Here is a 22,245-nt window from a genome sequence, read left to right as displayed (position 1 = left end):
GCATCTACCAATACTCTGTACTCAATCCGACTCACAATATCCGGGTAATTTAAGTAAAAAATAAATTGGTTTATATACGCAAAAAAAATCCCCGGGCCAGTTTGAGCCAGCAAGGGGAATGGATTATCAGGGTGCATCTACCAATACTCTGTACTCAATCCGACTCACAATATCCGGGTAATTTAAGTAAAAAAAATAAATTGGGTTTATACACACAAAAAAATCCCCGCGCCAGTTTGAGCCAGCAAGGGGAATGGATTATCAGGGTGCATCTACCAATTTAATATTCCAAAATTAGTAATAGTTTTCCGGATAAATTCTCCTAATAATTTGTTAGTCGTTAATATTGATTAATTAGTCAAATCACATAAATTTGCGAGTCAGTTACTCGAAGCATAAGAATGTGAAGAGCAGATGTAAAGGTTTTTCACTTCTAAGTAGTATGTCAACTGACTCGTAGAATTCTACTGTATATTAAAAAAAACCCTAGTGGGTGGCAGCCAGCTAGGGATTTTGATGATATCAGGGTGCATCTACCAATATTTGTTCTAATATGTTGCAGTATTGTCCGGACAAATTTACCTGCATCTCTACTAATTATTTAGCAGCAATATAATTTAATGAATTAACTTGAATATAAAAATCAATAACTGGCATTGACTGTCAGACTATGGAGGTTGTACTCAGAAAAATACAATAAATATTCTAGATAAAATTGTAGTAGAAGATATATTGAACTACCACGTTGAGAAACATTCATATTTCAGGATGCATCTTAGTAATTGGAAAAAGCAAAATATCAATTTGAAACATAAAAGTTTCATACCAGGCAAGGTAGGCAAACAGGAGAAGTTGTGACCCAGGAATTTCATATTTCCGTAACCCCAGTAGGGCAGGATGACTACTTGGTGCGGACGGAACAAGTCGCGCCTGGGGTGCCATTAGCAGAAGAACTGGTTTCTTGGCCAGTTGCTGACTGGCTAAGTGCTGCTGCACATCTTATGAACGACCCTTTAACTTCAGTTTTACAAGGAGATGCGATCGCTAGAAACTCCGTGAACTTAGTTGCTTTGGGTCAGCAATTTTATAATGCACTGTTTCAAGGCACTCTCAGGGATAGTTGGATTACTGCCCAAGGTATTGCCCAAAATCATCAAAAGATACTGCGTTTACGTTTGGGCCTCAAAGATAATAAACTGGCTAGCCTTCCATGGGAGGTGATGCATGCAGGTGATCGCCCCCTTGCGACAGGACCTTATGTGGCATTTTCTCGCTATCAGAGCGGGATTGGTATGAGTTCCCGTTTATCGGCAAAAAATATACCCATTCCTTCAGAGGAAGGTAGTATAAAAGTTTTAATGGTCATTGCTTCTCCTACTGATAAAGTTCGCCTTGACCAACTGAAACAAGAAGCAATTAAGCTGCAGGCTGAGTTACATCGTAGTGGAGAAAGTGGCAATCATCTGCCGGAAATTCAACTTACCTTATTACAACAACCAGGTCGAGAAGAACTAACTCAAGCCCTAGAACAAGGAAGATATCATATTCTCCATTATTCCGGTCACAGTAACGTCGGTCCCAATGGTGGAGAAATTTATCTTGTTAGTAGCAGAACAGGGCTAACAGAAACTCTGACTGGAGACGATTTGGCTGGTTTACTTGTCAACAATAATATCCAAATGGCAGTTTTTAACTCCTGTTTGGGAGCCTATGGCGTTTCATCTGCTCGGAATAGTGAAACTGGCGAACGCAATTTAACAGAAACTTTAGTTAAAAGAGGTATTCGGAGTGTTTTGGCAATGTCAGAACGCATTCCGGATGATGTAGCCCTCAACCTTACACAACTGTTCTACCGTAACCTTTCACAGGGTTATAGTGTGGACTTATGCATTTCTCGAGTGCGCCAAGGTTTAATTTCCACCTATGGTTCTCACCAAATGTACTGGGCTTTGCCAATTTTATATCTTCAGTCAGATTTTAATGGCAATCTCAATGGCCTTAATTCTTCTCCCAACGAATTTATCAACGAATATAACCCGGTTTTAAGTGCATCATCCACATCTTACTCAGAGAAAATAGATGAATCAGATATTCCTGCAGTTCCTTTACCGATTGATGATTTAATTTCTTCATATGAACCAGAAGAATCTTCGGGTTTAGATTGGCTAGGAGAAGATACTTGGGGCGATCTGGTTGATGATGTTGAATATAACGATCCCTCCTATGCGGAAGACTCCGCAATTGTTTCTGATTTGTTTCGTCAATTGGATGAGCAAGCAGCAACAGAACAACCCATGATGAACGCTGAGTTAATTCAGGAGGTTGGTGATGATGTGTCTTCGCAGCAACCCTATTCTGCACAGCAGTCTGTAAATGATAAAGCTGCAGGTAATCTGCAAGATAATTTCAGTTTCGCCTCGGATACTGATAGCAGCTTTGAACAAAGACCAATTTCTCAAATAGCTTCCTTGGGAACTGAAGAAGTTGCAAAATGGGACGAAGTAGCTGGATTAGAACAAGTAAACCAAGATATTACCCACAGCGCTCAATCGTCACATATTAATCGAAAAATTACTGGTTCTAGACATAATAATTCTGCTGTATTTAACTTCAAGCATTTTTTTAGAAAGAATTCATGGTCTGCTGTTGGTGCACTTGGTATCACTGCAATTACACTTGTGAGTTTAAGTTGGTTGTGGCGAGAGGGAGGTATATCTAATTTACCAAGTTCCCCTCAAGATAAAGAATTGCTAATGGAGGAACCCAAAATTCCCGAAATAAATCTTAAAGAAGATGCAACAGGGGTTGTGACTCGGTACGCAACAGGTAAATTAAATAAGGGAAAACTGGAAGCGGGTTTACAAGCAGTTGAAGAATTACTCAACCGGGGAACCTTAAATGAAGCTCGAGCAGTTTTAAAATCAATACCCCTACCGCAAATTGATAATCCATCTGTGAATTTTTTACGGGGTCGACTAGCTTGGCAATTTGTGCAACAACGAAATACCCGTAATGGCTACACAGTAGATGATGCACGTCGTTATTGGGATAGTGCAGTTAAAGCAGACCCTAATTCATCTTTGTATAAAAATGTTGTGGGATTTGCTTACTATGCAGAGGGTAATCTCAATCGAGCGAATGATGCTTGGCTCCAAGCATTGAGTTTAGAAATTCAGCCAAAGAATCGTTCTAGGGCTCCGAGTAGTGTAAATTCTTCTGGTGGTAAACAAAAACTATCCAATAATGCTTTGCAAGCTTACGCAGGATTAGCTTTGGGTTTTTATAAAGCTGCTTCATCACAACCCCCTGGGAAACGAGAACAATATCTTAATGAAGCAATTAAAATGAGAAATACCGTACTTGACCACGACCCTTTGGGATTTCAGGTAAATGAACTAGGGAAAAATTGGTTGTGGACGGATAGTGCTATCAGAGATTGGCGAGCTATTTTGAGGTTGAAATATCAAGAATAATCTAAATTGAATCGACTTTGATTTAATTAACTTTAACTGAATTCATTTTTTATTGAATTACAGAGGATTGTAAATAAGTGATTTACAATTCAAAGGCTGAAACTTAGACTCAATGGTAAAAGAAATCCCACTCTCAATTCCTATCTTCTGCTATGATTGCATCCCACTTAACGTCGCGATTGTAAAGCGGTACGCTACTACGCATAATTGTGCTATCGCTTGAATAAAATATTCGCAAGCATTTGGAAATATTTCATTTTCTGGGTGTAATTTGAGCTATTTTGTATCTTCTAAGGGACCGAGAAAAGTTGGTTGCGGGCGGGTAATATGAACTTCCCACAATGCCTTCAAGGTAGAAAATTTTTCTCTCAATGAATAAAACATAACATTTCTAAAAGGGTATACTTCCCAATCAGGAGTACCTAAGCCAATGGAATTTACATGCAGACGATTGCAAAGATAGACTGCGCGAGATAAATGAAATCTTTGAGTAACTATAACTGCTTGCTCAATTCCAAAAACTTTCTTAGCACGGTAACAACTTTCATAGGTACTAAAACCTGCATGGTCGAGAGTTATATCCTCTGGTGGTACACCAAGTTTTACAGCATAATCTTGCATCGCTGTGACTTCATCATAATCCTCACGGCTATTATCACCACTCATTAATAGTTTTTTCACACGTCCTTGCTTGTAAAGTTTTGCTGCTGCTGAAACGCGGTCAGCCAGCATTGGTGTGGGAGTACCATCGGGAAATATCCCGGCTCCAAGGACAATTGCTATGGGTTGTGAAGTAACTTCGGAATAATTAGTATAACGTCGGCTACTAGTAATTAAACTTACATATAAATTTAATCCAAAAGCTATACATACTGTGCTTAAAAATAATAAAACAATAGAAAATCGCCAGTGTAACCAAAACCATTTAGGTAGCATACATTTATTTAAGTTCAAATCAACTGACTGAAGGTATTAACATATACTAAATTATTGATTTTTATTTAACTTTAAATCTTAGGATTATTTGCAATCCCAGTTCAAGAATATTATCTAGAGAGACGACAAACTTCTACTCCTTTACCATTTAAAGAACCTTGCATACCTATGCTAACAGCTTTTACCCTTTGTTTGGGTGTACCGTGATGGTGTCTGCTACCCCAAGCATAATCTCCAATGCTGTAAGCAAAAGTCGCTATTTCTCGAATATCTTTTGCGTCAAAAACGATATCAGGTATTAGACCCAAATATACCCCAGCTAAACAATCTGCTTGTAATTCTGTGAGTGGGGAATATTTGGGGGTAAATCCATGTGCTGTCTGCATTGCATGGGCATATTCGTGGGCAATAATGTAAGCCAATGCTGCATCTCCATACCGGTAAGCCATGCGGATATCTCGTCTCATGATGTAAACGGTATGATCCAGTTTGCAATAATGACTACTGTGAATTCGTCCGCAGCGAGTGCGAGAATTTTCGCGAATATTCCAAATTAATCTAGGAGTAGCTTTATAACCGTGAATCTTTTGAATTCCAGAATACACCCCATCTACTACAGCTTGAGGGTGCCACTCTCTGGCTTGGACTGGTAATGTAGCGAAAACATAGCCTAAGCCAATAGCTGCTGCAGTTAATGACTGTAATATTTTCATTTAAATGCTTTGTGATTTTATATTTCCTCTATAAGATATTTCACACAAAACCCAGTGTTTTCTGAAAAAATAATTTTAATTTAATTGAAAAAAATCTGATATTTGTTGTATTTTGTCAATAAATATAAATTCATAAAATATAAATTCATAAAATATAAATCCATAGTCCATATCAGGCGTAAATCAGAAAAACTAGATTTGCTTACGTGCTTGGTTTCTGCTAGGTTCAACAATTGTAAAGAGTTACTTGAAGGTGATATTTCCTAACCGTTAAAAATAGCCTTCTGCTTTTTATGAATGCTTCTCATGTGCTTTTTTACAGTATTAGGTGTAATTAGATAACTTGGAAAATAACAAATAAGAAGCTAAACATAAGGTTTTTCTTCCCAGTTACTCTTATTTTCAGATATTTTTTTCAGAGAAATATTTATTTTCCAACAGCAGGAGTAGCTAAATCGACTTTTAATCTGTTAAACATTGTTTCTCGAGCTTTCATCGCCAATTTGTCTTCTAATGGTTTGAGTGCGAACGGTTGCTGATACTTTAAGCGTAATGCAGTTTGAATTAACCAATCAGCGACAAAAGGATTTTTTGGTAGCAGTGGTCCATGGGAATAAGTTGCGATCGCATTTTGATAAAAAGCGCCTTCGGTTCCATCTTCTCCGTTATTACCTAAGCCGTAGATCACTTTTCCTAGTACTTCGACCTTTCCTCCCTGTGTATTTACCCTGGTACGTCCACCGTGGTTTTCAAAACCAACCAGATAAGGAGTAGCTCCTCCCAATATTTCTTTTAATTCTTTAGCTAAACGGGAAGCTGTCACTTCAATGACCAAATTACCAATGCAGCGCTTGACATCGTCACCGGGGTGTACTGATACCATGTCCAATATTCCCAAACCTTCAATACGCTTTCCTAAGCCTGGTTCGTAATAATGTCCTAATAGCTGTGGCGAACCACAGGTAAATACACCGGGAGTTCCACTATCGAGTTTTTCCCGCATGGCGTCGGCTTTTGCACCTTGTAAGTCACGCATAACAATTTCTTGTTGACGATCCTGGGCTCCTCCACCAACAATTACATCAACTGATTTGATATCTTCTGCTGTAGCATTTTGGTCTAAGGCTTGAATCCTGACACTATATCCCCGCCATTGGGCGCGACGTTCTATAACGATAACGTTACCCCGATCTCCATAGGTGCTCATCAATGTGGGGTATAACCACCCAATAGTCAATTCTAATTCTTGATTAGCCATAGATTTAATAAGTTTAAAAGTTTTAATAAACAGCAATAAAGCTCAAGTTGATTTTCGGCATATTAACGTATAGCGTTAAGCTGCAGCATTAGCTACCAAATATTTAGGTTGGTTTTGTTGATGGGATTTTTTTGATTGATTTACGGTCGTAAGACGCGGTGCATATCTAGAACAGGAGGGGCAATTTCTGTCTGGCTCAGCATATCGTGAATTTGGCCCCGGTGATGTGTCTGATGATTAAAAAAATGTGACAATAGCATATCAACTGGATCGGTATAAACCTTATTCTGATTATTTACGTAGCTTATTGTCCTGGTCAGAAAATCTTGATTTAAATGAGACATAAAATTTTCTATTTTCTCATCTTCTAATACACGTATTTTCCGCAGTTCTTCAAAGTCATCATAGAGAATAAGGTCAAGTCCGGTAGAAGAAATTTCTTGTCCTGTAAAGCGTCCCATCCAAATTCTGTCACCAATGAGAATATGATTGAGTGTCCCATAAATACTTTTGAAAAAGGCTGGTCTTATTTGTTTCAGTTCTTTGTCTGAAAGCTGGGAACATGCACCATATAACTTGTGATTCGCTAAAGTATTATATCTTGCCAGCATTTTAAAATGTTGTATCAACATACTCTTTTGTTAACTGTATTTACTCGCATCTAGTACTAGGTTTTACAATGTGTCAAGTATAAAAAAATATGTATCAATGAGTTTGAATGCCAATTTTTTGTGGTTATCATGAGCAGTGGCGATAGAAGAATTTTGTAAGTAGGCAAATTGTGGGTTAACAAATTGTGAAATAACAACTGTGGACTAACAAATTGCCTATCTACGGATAGATTCTATCCAAATCAAGCAGAAATATTTTGTTTGACTAGCTCTAAAAAGTTAACTTTTGAGCAGCAATTTTCTTGTATACCGCACAGTTTATAAACATTAAAACTGTTTTTGTTTGGTTGTAAACACCACAATTATTCAGGGAAAAGTAATGGATTGCAAAACAGCCACTTTGGTCTACCAAACTGAGGATCATTTAGGAAATATCCGCAGAATTTTTCCAGAAGCTTGGAAATTTTTAGAGGAAGTGTCTTTTGCTTACGTCCAAAGTAAGCCGGATAATTTTGATTCAGAAATTAGAAAATTGGTTGGTGAAAAGCCTTTTAAATATAGAATGGTTCACCGCGATGATAAAGACCAGTTAACTAAAGATTTAGGAGATTTACTAGGCGATATCACCTCAAGATTGCTATTAGAACAACATTTTTCCAAAGTAGTTGGTCAGCAAGTATATTTCAGCACTATTTGCTGTAATAGCCATTTAACTGCAGACCACGAATTAACTTTGGAAGAAGTTTTACCCCTACAGTGTGCAGCAGTTAAGTTGCAGTAATAGGGGATGGGTAATTGGTAATTGGTAATCGGTAATTGGTAATTGGTAATTGATAATTTTTTACTCATTACTTATTACTTATTACTCATTACTTATTACTTGTTACTTATTACTCATTACTCATTACTTAGTTACTCTTCCCCAAATCACCGTATCTTCTTCCCTGTCAAGATTTCTCGCACATCTAACATCGCTGTGTATGTCGGTAAGATGTGTAATGTCTCATCATCTGGGGTGTTCTTTAAAGCTATATCAATTGCTTGTTTTAAGTCCTGTTGGATTATTAGGTTTAACTTACTGTCAGCGGTGTTTTCGCTATAGCGCAGGCGTAAAGCCATATCGTAAACGCGATCGCCACTAACCACTAGAGTTCCACCACGTTCAACCAGTTTTTCGGTATCAACATCCCAGATCCAAGATACGTCTTCACCATCCTGTACTCGGTCGTTAAGTACCAGCAGGGTGGTTTTATCGTTACTTTGAGTAACTACGCGAATGGTTTCATTAGTCCCAACGGGGTTTTTGGATAATAAAATTCTTACTCGTTTACCATCTATTTCTAATTCTTCTGCGCGTCCAAATGCTGCTTGGAAAGTTGGAATTGTATTGTGGATTGTTTTTTCGTCAATTCCCAATTCAACAGCAGCTGTTGCCGCAGCCAAGGTATTGTATTTGTTATATAACCCAACCAAAACTTGTTCCCATTCTTGGCTATTAAGTGTGGGTTGACTTTTACTGAAACCACAACTAGGACAAGTAAAATCTCCCAAATGGGACAAGTACACACCTTGGTAATCTAAAGAATGTCCGCAACGGGGACAGTAAATTGAATCAACCGCGTGTTGGATTTTTTCTAAATACTGTTCGGGTTCACTTAAACCAAAAAATGATACTTTTTGTTTCAACTGCTGACCGAGATAGCATAAAGTGGGATCGTCAGCATTAGGAATAACTACCGTATCTGCAGGTAAGGTAGAAATCACTTTTGTCCAGCGTTTGCTAATACTATCAACTTCCCCATAGCGATCGAGTTGGTCGCGAAATAAGTTTAAACAAAGAATAATTTTTGGTTGAATTGGAGTAAGTACTTTGGGGACAATATTTTCATCTACTTCCAAAATGGCATAGTCTACATTTAAACCGCCAACAGAATTTGCACTCTCCATTAGCGCTGTAACTAAACCATTTTCCAGATTTGCACCCGTTGCATTATGTGCAACTCGATATCCTTTACGTTCCAAAATGCTTCTTAATAGTAGGGAAGTAGTAGTTTTACCATTTGTCCCCGCAATCAAGATAATTCCACTTTTTACCTGCTGGCTTAATAATGTCAAAAGCTGCGGTTCAATCCGACGAGCGATAGAACCAGGTAAAACTGACGCTGCACCTAAACGTAGCGATCGCACAAAAAAGGTGACGCTTTTGGCGACCGATACCGCCAATCCCGATCGCAACTTATCTGCAAATTGAATATCTTTTCCCACTTTACGTACTCAAGTCAAACAATAGTTGTTTATAGTGTTTTGAATTAGAAACAGAATACCTAACTGTGCTTTAAGCAAAAGCTTTATCCCCGATCTGAGGTAAATGTACTGCATGGTACTTTCTACATTATGAATCGGGCATGTCTTATAATAAGCGCGAGTTTAACCAATCCCTAATCAAAAAGCCAGTCTTCACATCACAAAATTTATTTGTCATTGTTTCTTTTAATAGGGAACAGAAAACAGCTAACTGATGATATGGCATTAACCATAAATTATTAACTGGTAACTGGTAACTGGTAACTATAGCCCGTAAGGGCGTGGCGTTAGCCATAAACTGTTAACTGTTAAACGTTATCTTAAAAGTTGATGAGTAGTGGAAGTAATTATATTTCTACCGATTAGTTCCCTAGTCAGCATAATTCAGCATGAAAATATCAAAGCAAAGGTTGTTTTAATGATTCAAGTCAGGTTGCAATTCTTACGTCGATTTATTTGTAGATTCCGGCAGTTTTTGTTGCTTTTCTCAATATTATTTTCTCTGCTCGTCGTCTTTACTCAGCCAGCATTTGCAGGTATTGATGATGACAGGTATGACGGCAATATTTTTGTGGTGTATGCCGGGAATGGTTCTTTAGTACCACCACAAGCTACCTTGGCACAAGCTTTAGCAGAACATAAGCCTGCAATTTTAACTTTTTATGTTGATGATAGCAGTGATTGCAAAAAATATGCGATCGTTGTTTCCCAAGTTCAAGCTTACTATGGTAAGGCGGTAGAGATTATTCCAGTAGATGTAGATACCATCTCTCAGAAAAAAACCTATAGCCCTAATGAACCAGGTTACTACTATACCGGTGGTGTTCCCCAAGTTGTAGCTTTTAATAAGGCTGGAGATGTAATCTTAAATGAGAAGGGTCAAGTACCTTATGAAAAAATAGATGATGAATTTAGGAGAGTGTTTGATTTACTACCACGCACTGAGTCCATAGAACTGAAGCGACGCTCATTTAATGAGTTCAGTAGCGAGTTAGCACAATAATTTTTTGGACAGGCAAGTCAGTCTGTCCCCTTAATTTTTAGTTATATTAGATACTACAGATTAATGGGACTTGAGAGATAATATTGCTATGGTTTGATAGATTTAAATAAAAGTTGACTGGGAAAACAATAATTTATTGGACAATAAGTTTAACTGGTTTATATCGCTGAATACCCAATGACAGATAGAGTGGGATCTGATGTCAAAGGTTTATAATACTGACGATTTAATTCAAATTTTGGCTTCCGAACGCCAAGCTTGTCTTAAAGGAGAACGATTGAAGTTAGAGGTTACTGTTTCTGGTAATCCCGTAATCGATCAATTTATCAGAACAGATGGACTGCAAAAATTTACCGCTTATCAAGAATTTAAAGCCGCAATTCATGATTATCAACGGGAATACCAAGTTTCTGGAATTATTTTACAGGAAGTAAAGGTTAAAGGTAAGACTTTGCGCTATCCTGAAGTTCATCCTCAATTAATTGCTATCTCCGGTGACTTGGAAATTTTAAAGGAAGCAAAACAATCCATCCTAGAGTTTTGGGAACGAGTTTCCCCGGGGATGGATTTATATTTGAGTTTTAATAGTGGTAAACAACATAAACAAATTGAGCGAGTTGATGTAGGTAGAATTATTCTCAGAACTGAATGGGCGACTTTAAATGCTTTTGAAAAGTCTGATTTCTTGGAAATAATTTTACAATTAGGTTGGGGTAAACCTGATGAAGCTTGCTATCAAAGGGGTTTTCCAGCATCGGGTAGCGAATATATTCATGCAGTAAATCCCGGAAATTTACCAATCGGCTGATTCATAAAGCTGTCATGTGTGTCGTGTGTGTAAAAAATCAGCTTAAATGAATTAAATACACCTTATTACTGAGTAGATGAAGGGTTACGGAATCTTTCAATTATTGCCAAATAAGAACGTAAAACCTTTTTTATATAGCTGAATTCCTCTTGTGTTGATAACTCTCCCTGCAAGAAGTAACCTAGTGCTATCAGTTCTTTTTTGCGGTTCGGGCTAAGATAATTTATCTCTGTATGAATTTCAAATCCTTGTATCAGCCACCTATAGAATTTTTGGAGTAATTCACCAGATTCTTCTTGTAAGGATTCTAAATCATCTGTATTTAAAGAGTTCAAGGATTGCTTAAGATACTTCTCTACATCATTCAATATCTTGGTTGTCCCACGGGAACTCTCATTTTTGTCGATCCGTTTTAAAGCTTCAATTAAAAGATAAAGTTTATAAACGTCTTTTTCCAGCAAAGGACTGATTGCGTTATGCACCACATCAAAATCGTTTCCTGTTAAGCGTCTGGCGATTGAATTTGGTAAGACTGGGGTTGATTGTCGGGCGATAGCGGGGTTTTTACAGGCTGAGGATTTAGGATTGGTGTTGGAGTTAGGGTTGGAGTTAGTTTTGGACTGTGAGTTGGAGTTAGAACTGGACTTTGAGTTATTAGCAAGATTGCTAGCGCGATTAGGATCGGTAGAATAATCCTCAAAATTACTAGGCGAATTTTTGCTGCTGGTTTTGGGGTTGGTACTGGTTCTGGAGGTGGTACTGGTTTTGGGGTTGGTACTGGTTCTGGGATTGGCGCTGGTGGTCTTTTTTTTTCAACCCAAATATTACCTTTGTAAATAATTTGTTGTCGATCGCTCTCTTGTTTGAACTCAGTAACTACTACTACAGGTTGCTTGGTTTCAGGTAAGGAAGTCTGATTAATTTGGTTTACCAGATTGTATAATTCGCTTTCGATATCAATTGTTTTCGGGGTTGACCAAACTGACTCAGAAATATTAACAACTTTCGGGGATACTTTTGACAGCAGGCGATCTAAATGGGTGTTAGCGTCAGCGTATAACTCTTCAATTTGTTGGGTATTAACTTTAAAACCATTGAGTCCATCAAAGTCAATTGAACTACGAATTGCGCTCAAAAAAGTTGACTCTTTTGACCAAAAACTTAGTAAAGCACAAGCAGCTAGTTTTCTTAGTTGAGACTCTGTTTCTGGTGAATCATCGCCAACCCACAGAACGATTTCAGAAATTCTCCGCCCCATTTTTCTCGAGCGAGCTTCTGCTGCATCCAGTCCAGTGAGTTCTAGGAGTACTTTATTTTGATATCGAGCCAAAATAAGGAACGGCTTAGTATCATTGATTGGAGAATTAATTGTTACCTGTTTACCGTCATTTCTCTCAATAACTTTTTGCTTAAGCACATCTGGCTCTTCCTTCGGCTGTTCGGGTTTGCTGATATTGCGCCAATGAATACCAACTTCGCCTAATGGAGAACTTCTAACGTAAATTTCTACTTGACTATGACTCATAGGAGCCTCACATTATCATTAATTTAGAGATTTTTCATCTAGGTATTGGTAACCATTTAGCTCTACCTTGCAAAATCGCAAAGCCCCGTTCTTGTTTACAATCAATGGCAAATTTGGAAATAGCTGCGTTAAAAGCTTGGATCTGAGCTTCTGTAGCATCTGCTTTACCTTGAACGGCAAACTTTTGCTCTTGTGTCTCTTTTAAAGCATCTACTCGATCCGTATAATTGTCATTAGCTTCACTATGACTTGTATGAACGTCATCGAAAAAGTTAGCTATGAGCCTCAAGGGTCCCCAAAGTTGATTGCGCTGATTCAGGCGCTGTTCTGCTAGATTAAGCCTGCGTTGGGCGCTATCAACTCGATCTTCTTGAACGCCAACTTCTTTTTCAAGTTCATCAAGGTTTTCTTTTGCTCGTTCCAATTCTAACTTGAGACTTTGATTGGATACATTCAACAAAAACCGCAATACATAGCGCAGCGGTTGGTCTCCATCTTTTGGTGCATAAGGCGCATCTAGGGGTACTTTATGGTAAAAGACCCGAGTGTAACCATCAATGGTTTCAGCATGGGAGAAAGCAATGTGTCCGATGGTTTGCACGGGTGTTACCACTACTGCGACTTTGGGGTACTGCTCATCTTGTTTGAAGAAATCTAATAATTCCCGATAGCCGATCTTGATGCGATCAAGTAAATCGTTAGCATCCTTGTCGGTTTTCATGTAACTTTCACACTTTAATGGGGCTAGGACAACCAGCCTGGGTCTTGTTAAACTTTCATAGGCATCTTTTAATAGTTTGGTAATACGAACAGGATCATTTTTTGTTTCATGCCAAGGTCCAATTTCTGTATTCTTCGTTCTCCCTGTTTTCTTTTCCATCAAAGCAGTTGCATCAATAGGAATAATCACCGCATCACATTGATTTAACTGTTGCTTGACATACTCCTTTTGATCGGGAGTCGCAGTCGGTTTAAAATATTCTCCAGAAGGATCGGTAAAGCGAATTTTCATGAACTTTTTACCGCCACTTCCCACTTCAAAAAAAAATCCTTCATCTTCCCAAGGATTAAGTTGGGGTGGGGTTGGTTCAACTAGCTTCTGTAACCGGTAGTCCATATTTCGGAGCTGACGTTTACATTCCTCGATCGCATCTAATGTTTTACTGTCACTTACCCATGTTGTCAGCCCCGCACTATCAAAGGTTTTATCAAATTCTTCGTGCATCGCGGCTAACAAACTGGTCTTGCCAACCCCTCTAGGTGCAAGCATGATAATATTTAGTTCTTGCAAATTACTCATAAAAACAAATCCGGGCTGAACAATAAAGTTTTATCTGTGTTAAGAAAATTTTATAAATCAACCGGTAGTTGGAAAATTCAAGTTAAAAATTGAATTGTTTCTACACGATTAACCTCTTCTAATTTATTAACACTATTCAACCAGTCCTGTTGAAGCTTTTGTTCTTGTTCAAGTTTGCCAATTTCCTGTGCCCAGACTTTAGTTCTTACTCGCCGGAGAAATTTTTTCCAATCTTTCTGAGCTTCTTTGTGATAAATAATATTATCAATAAACTTTTCAATTCTTGCGTAAGCAGCAATGCTGGGTTGATAAATTAGCTCTTCTAAAGCAGCTTTAATTCTGGCAACTGTACGGTCGTAGTCAATCTGTAGGGCATTGAAAATCAAGTCAGCATTGGTATTTGGTCCAACTTTTAAAGTTACATCTTGAGGTTCGTCATTGGGAAGTTGAATATTACTAAGTTCAACCAAATGTTGATAAATTTGTGGTTCAATTAAGCCACTGTAGGAAAGTTCAAAACTATCAATGATTTGGAAACCTAGCAGAAGTCTTCTCAAGTCTGAATGTTCTTGTTCCAAGAATTCTCTAAAAGCTTTGATGAATTCTGAGTCTGCTGAATAATTAGGAAATATACTTAATTTTCCCGATGTGATTAAAATCTCTGCTATTCGTGCTTTGACTTCGTCAGTTGACTCTTTTAGTCCCTCATCTAAATTGTTAAAGCGATCGGAAAGTAGAGTACGCAGCAAGTCGCGGTAATCACCGTAAGCTTTCATCGGGTTACTAGCTTGAATCTGCTGATTAATTTCATTTTCAGGATCGTCAGCAGTTAAAATTCCAGCATTTTCCTTACAATTTTGATAAACTCTCTCAATACTGGATTCCAAACTATGGGATGGTAATTGACAGCGCTTTGCAAATTCCAGTCTTAAATTTTGGAAAGCAATGGTGATTTCTCGCCACCATCCATCTCGATCAGTACCGAACAAATCATCATAGGTATCATCAATCATCCTGGATAAATTATTGTCAGTACCGCTAAAGACTTTCCGAGCAGACTGTATAATTAAATCGATATCTTGCTGAATTTTCAGCAACCGTTCTTGGCTTTGCCGAGCATACTCTTGATCAATTTCTAAAATATGCTCTGCCAAGTAATTAAGAATGCGATCAAAGACTTGGTTAGCATCATCAGAGTTTGAGCAATCAGCAATTTCACAACTGACTACTTGCATTTGCAAGCTATCCTTGAGAGCCCTACAAGCATGCATATTGTCTGTTCTTTGGCTATGGTTAATAACCATAAATGCTCTACCTGCAAGATTATTTAACTCTCGAGCAGCAGTATCATAAAGGTCTGTGTCAACTTTACGCCATTGGTAGCGTTGCGGATCTGGTCTAGTAATAAATAGGACAACATCTACAGCTTTTCCCAGGGTTTCTAGCATTACCGTTTCATCACCCAGTTTAGAATCTCCCAAACCGGGAATATCAACTAGAGCAATTTGACCAACATCAGGATTTTCAAAAGGACAAAAGATATTAACTTCGCGCACAGCTAAATGTTTGAAGGTAATCAGTTTTCCCTGGGTATTGCGTTCTTGTCTCACATATTCAGCGACTTCCTCTACAGGTATAACTTTCTGTTGAGGTTCTATTCCCGGAACAATTAAATGTCGATATTGTTCTAAGTTTTGGAAATAGTCAGATAGTAGATGTTGATAAACTGCTTCATCCGTCGCTCCAACGGGTGCTTGTTCTGGTAGAGATGCTAGAGCGAATTCATTCAAGTTGCACGGTTCGGGCTTGAGTTTGAGCGTTCTGTAGTAAGGAAGAATTACTTCCTCTAAAAAAGTTTTTTCTGAATGGAGAATAACTCTAACTTGAACAGAACCTACTTGATTGCAAACCACACTCCGAACCGCTGTACAAGCTGCTCCTTCATAAGCAGGAATTTCGCGATCGCTAAGTCCACTTAAACTTTTGAGTAAGGTACTTTTTCCTTGTCCCATCAACCCCATAACGCCAATGTTTAGGGTATTCCTGGAAAATCTGCTCCTAAGTTTAGACAGTACAATTAATTCAGAATTAATACCAGATTGAATATCACCAAAATCAATCGCCTTTAGATCTTCTAAGACTTGATTATTAGTGTTGTCTTGCAGTAACGCTTCTCGTTGAGTTTCTAAATTGTACAACGCTGATGCTTCTGCCTGAAGCTTTTTCTCAACTGTGGCGATTTTTTCCGGAAGATAGCGCGATCTACGCTCAACTATGTTGGCGACCTGCTCCGCTCTAGAAGGCATTTTACCTTAATTTATCTAAGATTACATAACACACCATAACACTGGAGTTAAGTGTAGTCTAAGCATAATCGCTGTTCGTATTAAATAACTTTACCTAGAAATATTGAGAACACTGACTTGATATTAACCAATGATAAATTAGGTCGTTAAACCTCAAAATATTTGTAGTGATGATATTGGCTTCTCAAGATGAATTCATCAAAAAATCCTTTCAATTGCTTCCAAACAAAAGATAATTTTAATTTTCAATTTTTTTCTGGAGAAAACCAACTAAATTTTGGAGAAAAGATTGACTCATATTAGTTTTACTTATAGTGCCGAGTTCTGTTTCTAATTTTGGGCTCGTAACAGAACTATTTTCCTGTTTTTTTGTTTGAGATAATTTTGAGTATGATGAATTTACTAAATTTTGAGTACTCAAATGTTGAGTATTTTGCTGGTATTGAAGTTCTTTGACTTTGTTCTCTGTGTCTTTAGCTTCTGCAACCTTACTTAAAGTATCTGTTTCAGAAAAGACTTTTACCTTATCATTATTACTGCTATGACTCTGCAGTTGCTCCCCTAACTTATCCCTACTTCCGAGACTATTACTACCCTTTAGCATAAAAACTTCTTCAACTAAATTACTAACAATTAATCGAAAAGCTATTTGCTGTACCTTTTCTAGAGGAAACTTAAGTTCTTCGGATATTTCCCGTACAGATGAATTACCATTCGCACGTTTCCATACTTGGGATTCTTTATGCTCTAAGCGGATTTTTGGTCTTTCTTGGGTCTTAGCCAAAATGCTAGAGGTTGGATCTGGTAGTTTTGCTGATAGTTGATTCCACTCTTCTAAATTACGCAAACCCATAAGCGTAGCTTCCGTTGCAGGTATACTTAAACCAGTCATTTCCGCTAATGGAAGGGGAGAATTTTCTTCAAAATTGAACTCTGCATTATTAAGCTCAAACAAAGGTGAAATTTTTTCTGTTACTTGAGCGCGAAATAAAAGCATCAACTGTTCTGCTTTGACTATCCCTTGAGATTTGAGATACAAACCCATTGTTGTTTTAGTGGAAGAATGTTCCTCAAAATCCTTCAAAGTTAAGTTACTCTTATTCCAGCCTCGCTTGGAAAGTATTGATATTAAACCCTGATTATCTAAAGATTCAGCTGCAGCTAATATACGACCCTGTTGCAACCAAATATAATGAGTTTCAGTTGTTAAATTAGGATGTAAATTATTAGAACTTGAGTCAGTGGAAGGCGAATAGTTAGATTGTGAATAGTTAGATTGTGAATAGTTAGAATTTAATTTACGAATTGTGAGTAAACCAGTTTTATATCCTTCTTCTAAAAACCGAAATAACTCTGGTAAAGAAAATTGTGATAAATAACCAGTAAATGCCATATCTTCCCTTATCAAATATCAATAGTTAGTAATTACCCTGGTACTGTTTAATTTTATACTATGTTATTTAAGTTTTAATGTAATTAAAGAATTTTGATTAAATAGTATAAAAATAGTTTCAGTATTTTTGATTTTATAGCTCTATTTTTATGACTATATTTTTATGAGTGTATCTTTACGGACTTTTTGATGGATTTCTAAATTCTAAATTTTTGCCAATCTTGGTAGCGAATAAATTAGCAAACAACTAAGACTAAAATCATAACTAACTGTGGATATAGTGTTAGTTATTTGCAATTAATAATAAATTCTAAATTATCGATCCAAATTATTGATCCAAAGTATAAATTTTTATTATTAAGTTACTTAGTTTGGTCAAACAAAAACAAAAATATGACTTAAATTTATCCCGAGATAGATGATGCTTCCTTCTTTGAATTATTCATATAGTGTTGCACTAGAGTCATAATTGTTTTTGCTACAGATGATGTTTCCGTTGGATTAACACTGACTATTGGTGGTCTGTTATGTTCGTGTATGTAGCCAAGAGCAATAGCAACATTTTCTTCAGTCCAAGCACCCGGACAATCAATGTGGGTTAAACCAATAATCATTGGAATTTGCGCTTGTTGATTCATATAGTTGATTACACGACGAGCATAACGGAATTCACTCGGTCTATGAGCGGCTACTAACAATATATAAGCATGGGCTTTACGAATTAACATGTCCCACATAAAGTTAAATCTTTCTTGACCAGGCGTACCATAGAGGTGTAGTGCCATATCAGAACCGAACTGTAATCTTCCAAAGTCAAAAGCAACCGTAGTTCTCTGCTTGAGCAATGCTGTTTCATCTGTTGCGTGGCGATCTGTATCCACGACTTCTATTTCGCTAACTGAACGGATAAATGTTGATTTTCCCGCACCCACAGGTCCAGTCACAACTAAACGCATTATTTCCATATACTTTTTTAATTAAAATAAATGACAAATTTAGCTGGTATTTTTTTAAAGTCAAAAAAAAATCAGATGGGACTGTTCCCAAGAAAATATGTTTAGATTTTCCTGGGAACTTAACCTTCGCGCGAATTATTAATATAAAACAAGAATCACTTGGGCAATATACTACATTAAAATCAACTTAAGTTCTGAAACAAGACGTTTAATTTCTAACATTAATAATCCTTGTTTAACCGAATGACTGGCTAGTACTAAAAGTAAAGCTTCCTCGCCACAGTTAGTCAGTACTCCAATTCCCCGGTCTCCTTCAACATAAATACGTTCTGTTATCCCTCTATCCAATTCACTTCCAATTCGCTCTCCTAAAGATAGCATTGCCGCTGACATTGCCGATACTCTTTCATCATCCATCCCCGGAGGTAAAGCTGCAGCAAGAGATAATCCATCAGGAGTTACAAGAGTTGCACCTTGAATATCATTAGTACCGCTGACAAAATTTTGCAAAATGTTTTCTAACTTGGCGGAATTAATTGCCATTTTCGATAGCCTCTTGGTTTTTCATTAATTGAATAAGAGTATTTATTTCTATATTTAATCTATGTTTGCAATTTGAATAGTTAAATCAATTTATTGTTTAAGTAATATGTTTCCGGGGCTGATTATCCTAAAACAGAAAATTCAAACACATCATGACTACCTCCGCGCAACACAGATTCTACTTGTTTACCTCGCAAGCGTTTACCAAATACTTGTTCTAAAATTCCCCAAACCGCACCCAATGTGAATGTACATTTGCGCAGAGAGCCTTGGGGTTCAGCGGCAGAGCACAATGTTTCAGAAGCAATAACTCTAATAATATCGCCCTCAGAGATGATTTTTTCTACGTTACAAAGACGAAACCCATCTTTACCGAGTACACTTCCAATTTTACTGGTAACTGTGTCTAAAGAGCTTGATAAATTTGCTAGTTCTAATTCTTTTGCTAACTGCTTACCTCGCGAACGACCAGCAGCAGTTAAAGCAATAGCAGTTGCTTTCTCTCCTAGAGCCTCTTCCATCCCTACAACTGCACTTTTATAACATACGACGGAGCATAAATCTCCAAGTTCCGGACGTGTCATTAAAAATAGTACTCCTTGTTTATAGCAGTTCGCATTTTCGATTATCTAGAGTACAATCTTCAACGCCAACAGAGGTTACACTTATAACTAAACTTGTCATTTACAGTTACAGTTAGTATTTTCACTGAAATTCAAGCTTGTTATTGAAAGTAATTATTCTATAACAAATTACTTTTTAATACCAATGTAAATCAATTTTATTTATTTACTACTTGGACTATAAATGTAGTATTAGTTATTTACATTCTTAAAGCATTTTCTAAGACATGGATTGTTGTATTATGCTCTCATAAGCAATTTTATGCATTCGATAAGATATTGAAAATTATATTTTTTTCTATTTACCGACAAAATAGTATCAAACACTACAACAAGTATTATGTATTTAAATTATGTTTTATGAATTGATTTTAGTCGTATTTTCCCTGAATTAACTCAGTGAGATAAGAACCGTGGATTTAATGTTTTTGATTATACTGAAAAAACCAATAAGCAAGAAAAAAAGTAATTTTTATTACATCTAAAATCAATAGATGAAGGGTCTAAGTTATGGTTTTTTAAAACTTAGCTTGACAGAAAACAAGGTTTAGTAGCTAAAAAAAGTAGCTAAAAACCCTATTGATTTCCGGGTAGTTACGGCAGAATAATATGCTGTTATTCTGTTTAATGTAGAAAATTACCACATTTTAGGAGTAGGAATTCAGGTTTTCGACTTAGATTTACTATGTTGCTTGTGGCTGTTTACTGCGGCACGCAAATTATTATCATGTGCTGATAGAAGTTGCTCGCTAGCTTCTTTCCCTAAGCCAGTCCAATGCATTAATAGGGCTAATTTGACTCGTTTTCCACTGCGACCTAACAAAACATTAGCAGTATCGCGAGTTAGACCAGTGAGGTCTTGCAGAATTCGCAAAGCACGGTCGTGTAATTTCTGGTTTGTGACTGCAACATCTACCATGCGATTACCATAAACTTTGCCTAAACGTACCATTACACCAGTAGAAAGGATATTTAAGGCTAGTTTTGTTGCTGTACCTGCTTTGAGGCGAGTAGAACCTGCTAAAATTTCAGGTCCGGTTAACAAACGAATATCAATATCTGCTGGACTGGAAACTTGATCTTGGGGAACGCAAGTCATAAAAATTGTTGTTGCTCCCAGAGCACAAGCTGCATCCAAGGCTCCGAGAACGTAAGGAGTTGTTCCACCTGCTGTAATACCAACTACTACATCTAGCTTACTAATTTGGTATTCGCGAATAATTGCTTCTCCATCGGTAACATTATCTTCTAGTTGCTCGGAACTACGTCTGAGTGATTTATCCCCACCGGCAATAATACCCTGTACTAGTTCAGGAGGGGTACAAAAAGTTGGCGGACATTCAGATGCGTCCAGTACTCCTAATCTTCCAGAAGTACCCGCGCCAATGTAAAATAATCTTCCACCCTGACTTAAACTTTTAGCAGTCTGCTCAATGGCTTCTGATAATTGTTTCTTTGCGGATGCAACAGCAGCAACAGCTTTTTCGTCTTCCCGATTAAATAGCTCTACTAATTCTTCTGAACTAAGTAGATCTAAATTTAAACTGTCAGGATTAATCTGCTCTGTCAAAAGATGCCCGCGTTCGTGCAAGTTTGTCATCTATCTAACTATAATTTTTTCGAAATGGTTAATTTAACGGTCATTTTTATTCTGTAGAATCATCTCTGACCACTGGTGATTATGATGATTGAATACATAATAAACTACATAACAAACTACATAACAAACTACAGTAATCCTTCTAGTTTGCGGCGAATCTTGTCAAGTTCGTCTTCTGACATTTCACCTGTTTGTGGACTTTCATTTTCTGCTGATTCTTCTGTTTTTGCGGAACTTTCTTCTGGCTTATCCTGCTTATCTTCTTCCCAGTCAGTTTTGTCCACATTAGCTTCTGGAGGAAGTACCAAAGAACCGTTAGCAGGGACTAATTCTGATTCGTAACCGGAACTAGCACAGAATTCATCTATTTCTTCAGAGTCAATTTCTTCTACAGTGGGTGAAGGGAAGTCTTGTGCTTCTAGCATCAATGCAAAACGATTTGCATCATCTTCTGATTCAAACATTAGCACCTTATCGCGATCGCCAATGCGAATTGTATGAATTCCTTCATTTTCCGTTCCCGCATTGAAAAGTAATACAAATACACGCATGGGTCTTATCTACCTTTCTTTTTGAATTTATTCATATTAAAGTTCTAGGTTGTAGAACTCAGAAAGTCGAGGTTAAACGATCGCTTTCCTGATATTTTCCTGACTCGATTAAAATCACTTAGCATATTAATTTTAGATGTATTTTGGATCTGACATTTCAGCCGAACAGGCAAAGCTACTGACAAGCTCCAGGTTGTTGATATTAACCGGTTAAGTGAGTTAGTTTTTAGGTTACCCCAACAATAAATTATTCCATATGAAGTTGTTAGCGGTTGTGACTACAAAATTGCATAAGTAATTAATTGATGCTTAATAACAGCTTGCGAACAAAGCTTCAAAATT

Annotated in this window: 20 protein-coding genes; 4 read left to right on the top strand and 16 right to left on the bottom strand. The window is 37.3% G+C overall.

Features of this window, described 5'->3' with window-relative positions:
* Positions 1–854 precede the first annotated feature (854 nt).
* Complete coding sequence (hetF, locus tag BC008_RS19190; RefSeq protein ID WP_027842404.1) at positions 855–3,473, top strand: cell division protein HetF; 2,619 nt, start codon at positions 855–857, stop codon at positions 3,471–3,473.
* A gap of 276 nt (positions 3,474–3,749) precedes the next feature.
* Here the strand turns inward: hetF and BC008_RS19185 are convergent, their stop codons facing one another.
* The 4 genes from BC008_RS19185 to BC008_RS19170 all read right to left on the bottom strand — a co-directional run bounded on the left by BC008_RS19185 (position 3,750) and on the right by BC008_RS19170 (position 7,012).
* Complete coding sequence (locus BC008_RS19185; protein ID WP_027842403.1) at positions 3,750–4,409, bottom strand: SanA/YdcF family protein; 660 nt, start codon at positions 4,407–4,409, stop codon at positions 3,750–3,752.
* 110 nt (positions 4,410–4,519) lie between these two features.
* A complete protein-coding gene (locus BC008_RS19180) occupies positions 4,520–5,122 on the bottom strand; it encodes a neutral zinc metallopeptidase (protein ID WP_027842402.1) in 603 nt (200 codons plus the stop codon).
* A gap of 427 nt (positions 5,123–5,549) precedes the next feature.
* The gene (locus tag BC008_RS19175; RefSeq protein ID WP_027842401.1) at positions 5,550–6,380 is read right to left on the bottom strand and encodes a type 1 glutamine amidotransferase; all 831 of its coding nucleotides are present in this window, start codon (positions 6,378–6,380) and stop codon (positions 5,550–5,552) included.
* A gap of 140 nt (positions 6,381–6,520) precedes the next feature.
* The gene (locus BC008_RS19170) at positions 6,521–7,012 is read right to left on the bottom strand and encodes a DinB family protein (RefSeq protein WP_027842400.1); all 492 of its coding nucleotides are present in this window, start codon (positions 7,010–7,012) and stop codon (positions 6,521–6,523) included.
* A 358-nt stretch (positions 7,013–7,370) separates the two neighbouring features.
* On the opposite strand from BC008_RS19170, the gene BC008_RS19165 reads away from it, so the two are divergent.
* The gene (locus tag BC008_RS19165) at positions 7,371–7,772 is read left to right on the top strand and encodes a hypothetical protein (RefSeq protein ID WP_027842399.1); all 402 of its coding nucleotides are present in this window, start codon (positions 7,371–7,373) and stop codon (positions 7,770–7,772) included.
* A gap of 146 nt (positions 7,773–7,918) precedes the next feature.
* Here BC008_RS19165 and BC008_RS19160 read toward each other — a convergent pair whose 3' ends face one another.
* Positions 7,919–9,256, bottom strand: a complete 1,338-nt coding sequence (locus BC008_RS19160; RefSeq protein WP_027842398.1) for a Mur ligase family protein — start codon at positions 9,254–9,256, stop codon at positions 7,919–7,921.
* Between the two features lie 145 nt (positions 9,257–9,401).
* The gene (locus BC008_RS48445) at positions 9,402–9,590 is read right to left on the bottom strand and encodes a hypothetical protein (RefSeq protein ID WP_153009505.1); all 189 of its coding nucleotides are present in this window, start codon (positions 9,588–9,590) and stop codon (positions 9,402–9,404) included.
* A gap of 123 nt (positions 9,591–9,713) precedes the next feature.
* Between BC008_RS48445 and BC008_RS19155 the strand changes: the two genes are divergently transcribed.
* Both BC008_RS19155 and BC008_RS19150 read left to right on the top strand, forming a co-directional pair.
* On the top strand, positions 9,714–10,298 hold the full coding sequence (locus BC008_RS19155) for a thylakoid membrane photosystem I accumulation factor (protein WP_027842397.1): 585 nt from the start codon (positions 9,714–9,716) through the stop codon (positions 10,296–10,298).
* Positions 10,299–10,497: 199 nt separating this feature from the next.
* Positions 10,498–11,106 (top strand): hypothetical protein, encoded by a 609-nt coding sequence (locus BC008_RS19150; protein WP_027842396.1) that lies wholly within the window; start codon positions 10,498–10,500, stop codon positions 11,104–11,106.
* 65 nt (positions 11,107–11,171) lie between these two features.
* On the opposite strand, the gene BC008_RS19145 is transcribed toward BC008_RS19150, so the two are convergent.
* The 10 genes from BC008_RS19145 to BC008_RS19100 form a co-directional block, all read right to left on the bottom strand.
* Positions 11,172–11,591 carry a hypothetical protein gene (locus BC008_RS19145; RefSeq protein WP_027842395.1) on the bottom strand — a complete coding sequence of 140 codons (420 nt, stop codon included), beginning with the start codon at positions 11,589–11,591 and terminating at the stop codon, positions 11,172–11,174.
* A gap of 17 nt (positions 11,592–11,608) precedes the next feature.
* The gene (locus tag BC008_RS19140) at positions 11,609–12,631 is read right to left on the bottom strand and encodes a hypothetical protein (protein WP_027842394.1); all 1,023 of its coding nucleotides are present in this window, start codon (positions 12,629–12,631) and stop codon (positions 11,609–11,611) included.
* Between the two features lie 34 nt (positions 12,632–12,665).
* Complete coding sequence (locus BC008_RS19135) at positions 12,666–13,931, bottom strand: TRAFAC clade GTPase domain-containing protein (protein ID WP_027842393.1); 1,266 nt, start codon at positions 13,929–13,931, stop codon at positions 12,666–12,668.
* Positions 13,932–14,008: 77 nt separating this feature from the next.
* Entirely contained in the window at positions 14,009–16,237 is a 2,229-nt protein-coding gene (locus BC008_RS19130; protein WP_027842392.1) for a dynamin family protein, read from the bottom strand.
* Positions 16,238–16,475: 238 nt separating this feature from the next.
* Positions 16,476–17,630, bottom strand: a complete 1,155-nt coding sequence (locus BC008_RS19125; RefSeq protein ID WP_027842391.1) for a DUF4388 domain-containing protein — start codon at positions 17,628–17,630, stop codon at positions 16,476–16,478.
* Positions 17,631–18,034: 404 nt separating this feature from the next.
* Positions 18,035–18,595 carry a GTP-binding protein gene (locus tag BC008_RS19120; RefSeq protein WP_027842390.1) on the bottom strand — a complete coding sequence of 187 codons (561 nt, stop codon included), beginning with the start codon at positions 18,593–18,595 and terminating at the stop codon, positions 18,035–18,037.
* A 162-nt stretch (positions 18,596–18,757) separates the two neighbouring features.
* Positions 18,758–19,129 carry a roadblock/LC7 domain-containing protein gene (locus BC008_RS19115; RefSeq protein ID WP_027842389.1) on the bottom strand — a complete coding sequence of 124 codons (372 nt, stop codon included), beginning with the start codon at positions 19,127–19,129 and terminating at the stop codon, positions 18,758–18,760.
* Between the two features lie 122 nt (positions 19,130–19,251).
* A complete protein-coding gene (locus BC008_RS19110) occupies positions 19,252–19,713 on the bottom strand; it encodes a hypothetical protein (RefSeq protein ID WP_027842388.1) in 462 nt (153 codons plus the stop codon).
* A gap of 700 nt (positions 19,714–20,413) precedes the next feature.
* Entirely contained in the window at positions 20,414–21,352 is a 939-nt protein-coding gene (gene murQ, locus BC008_RS19105; protein ID WP_027842387.1) for an N-acetylmuramic acid 6-phosphate etherase, read from the bottom strand.
* A gap of 128 nt (positions 21,353–21,480) precedes the next feature.
* Entirely contained in the window at positions 21,481–21,903 is a 423-nt protein-coding gene (locus BC008_RS19100; protein ID WP_027842386.1) for a DUF3110 domain-containing protein, read from the bottom strand.
* Positions 21,904–22,245 lie beyond the last annotated feature (342 nt).

Source organism: Mastigocoleus testarum BC008, from assembly GCF_001456025.1.
GTDB lineage: Bacteria > Cyanobacteriota > Cyanobacteriia > Cyanobacteriales > Nostocaceae > Mastigocoleus > Mastigocoleus testarum.
Note: the sequence above shows the minus strand (reverse complement) of the source record. Positions and strands in the feature narration are given on the sequence as shown.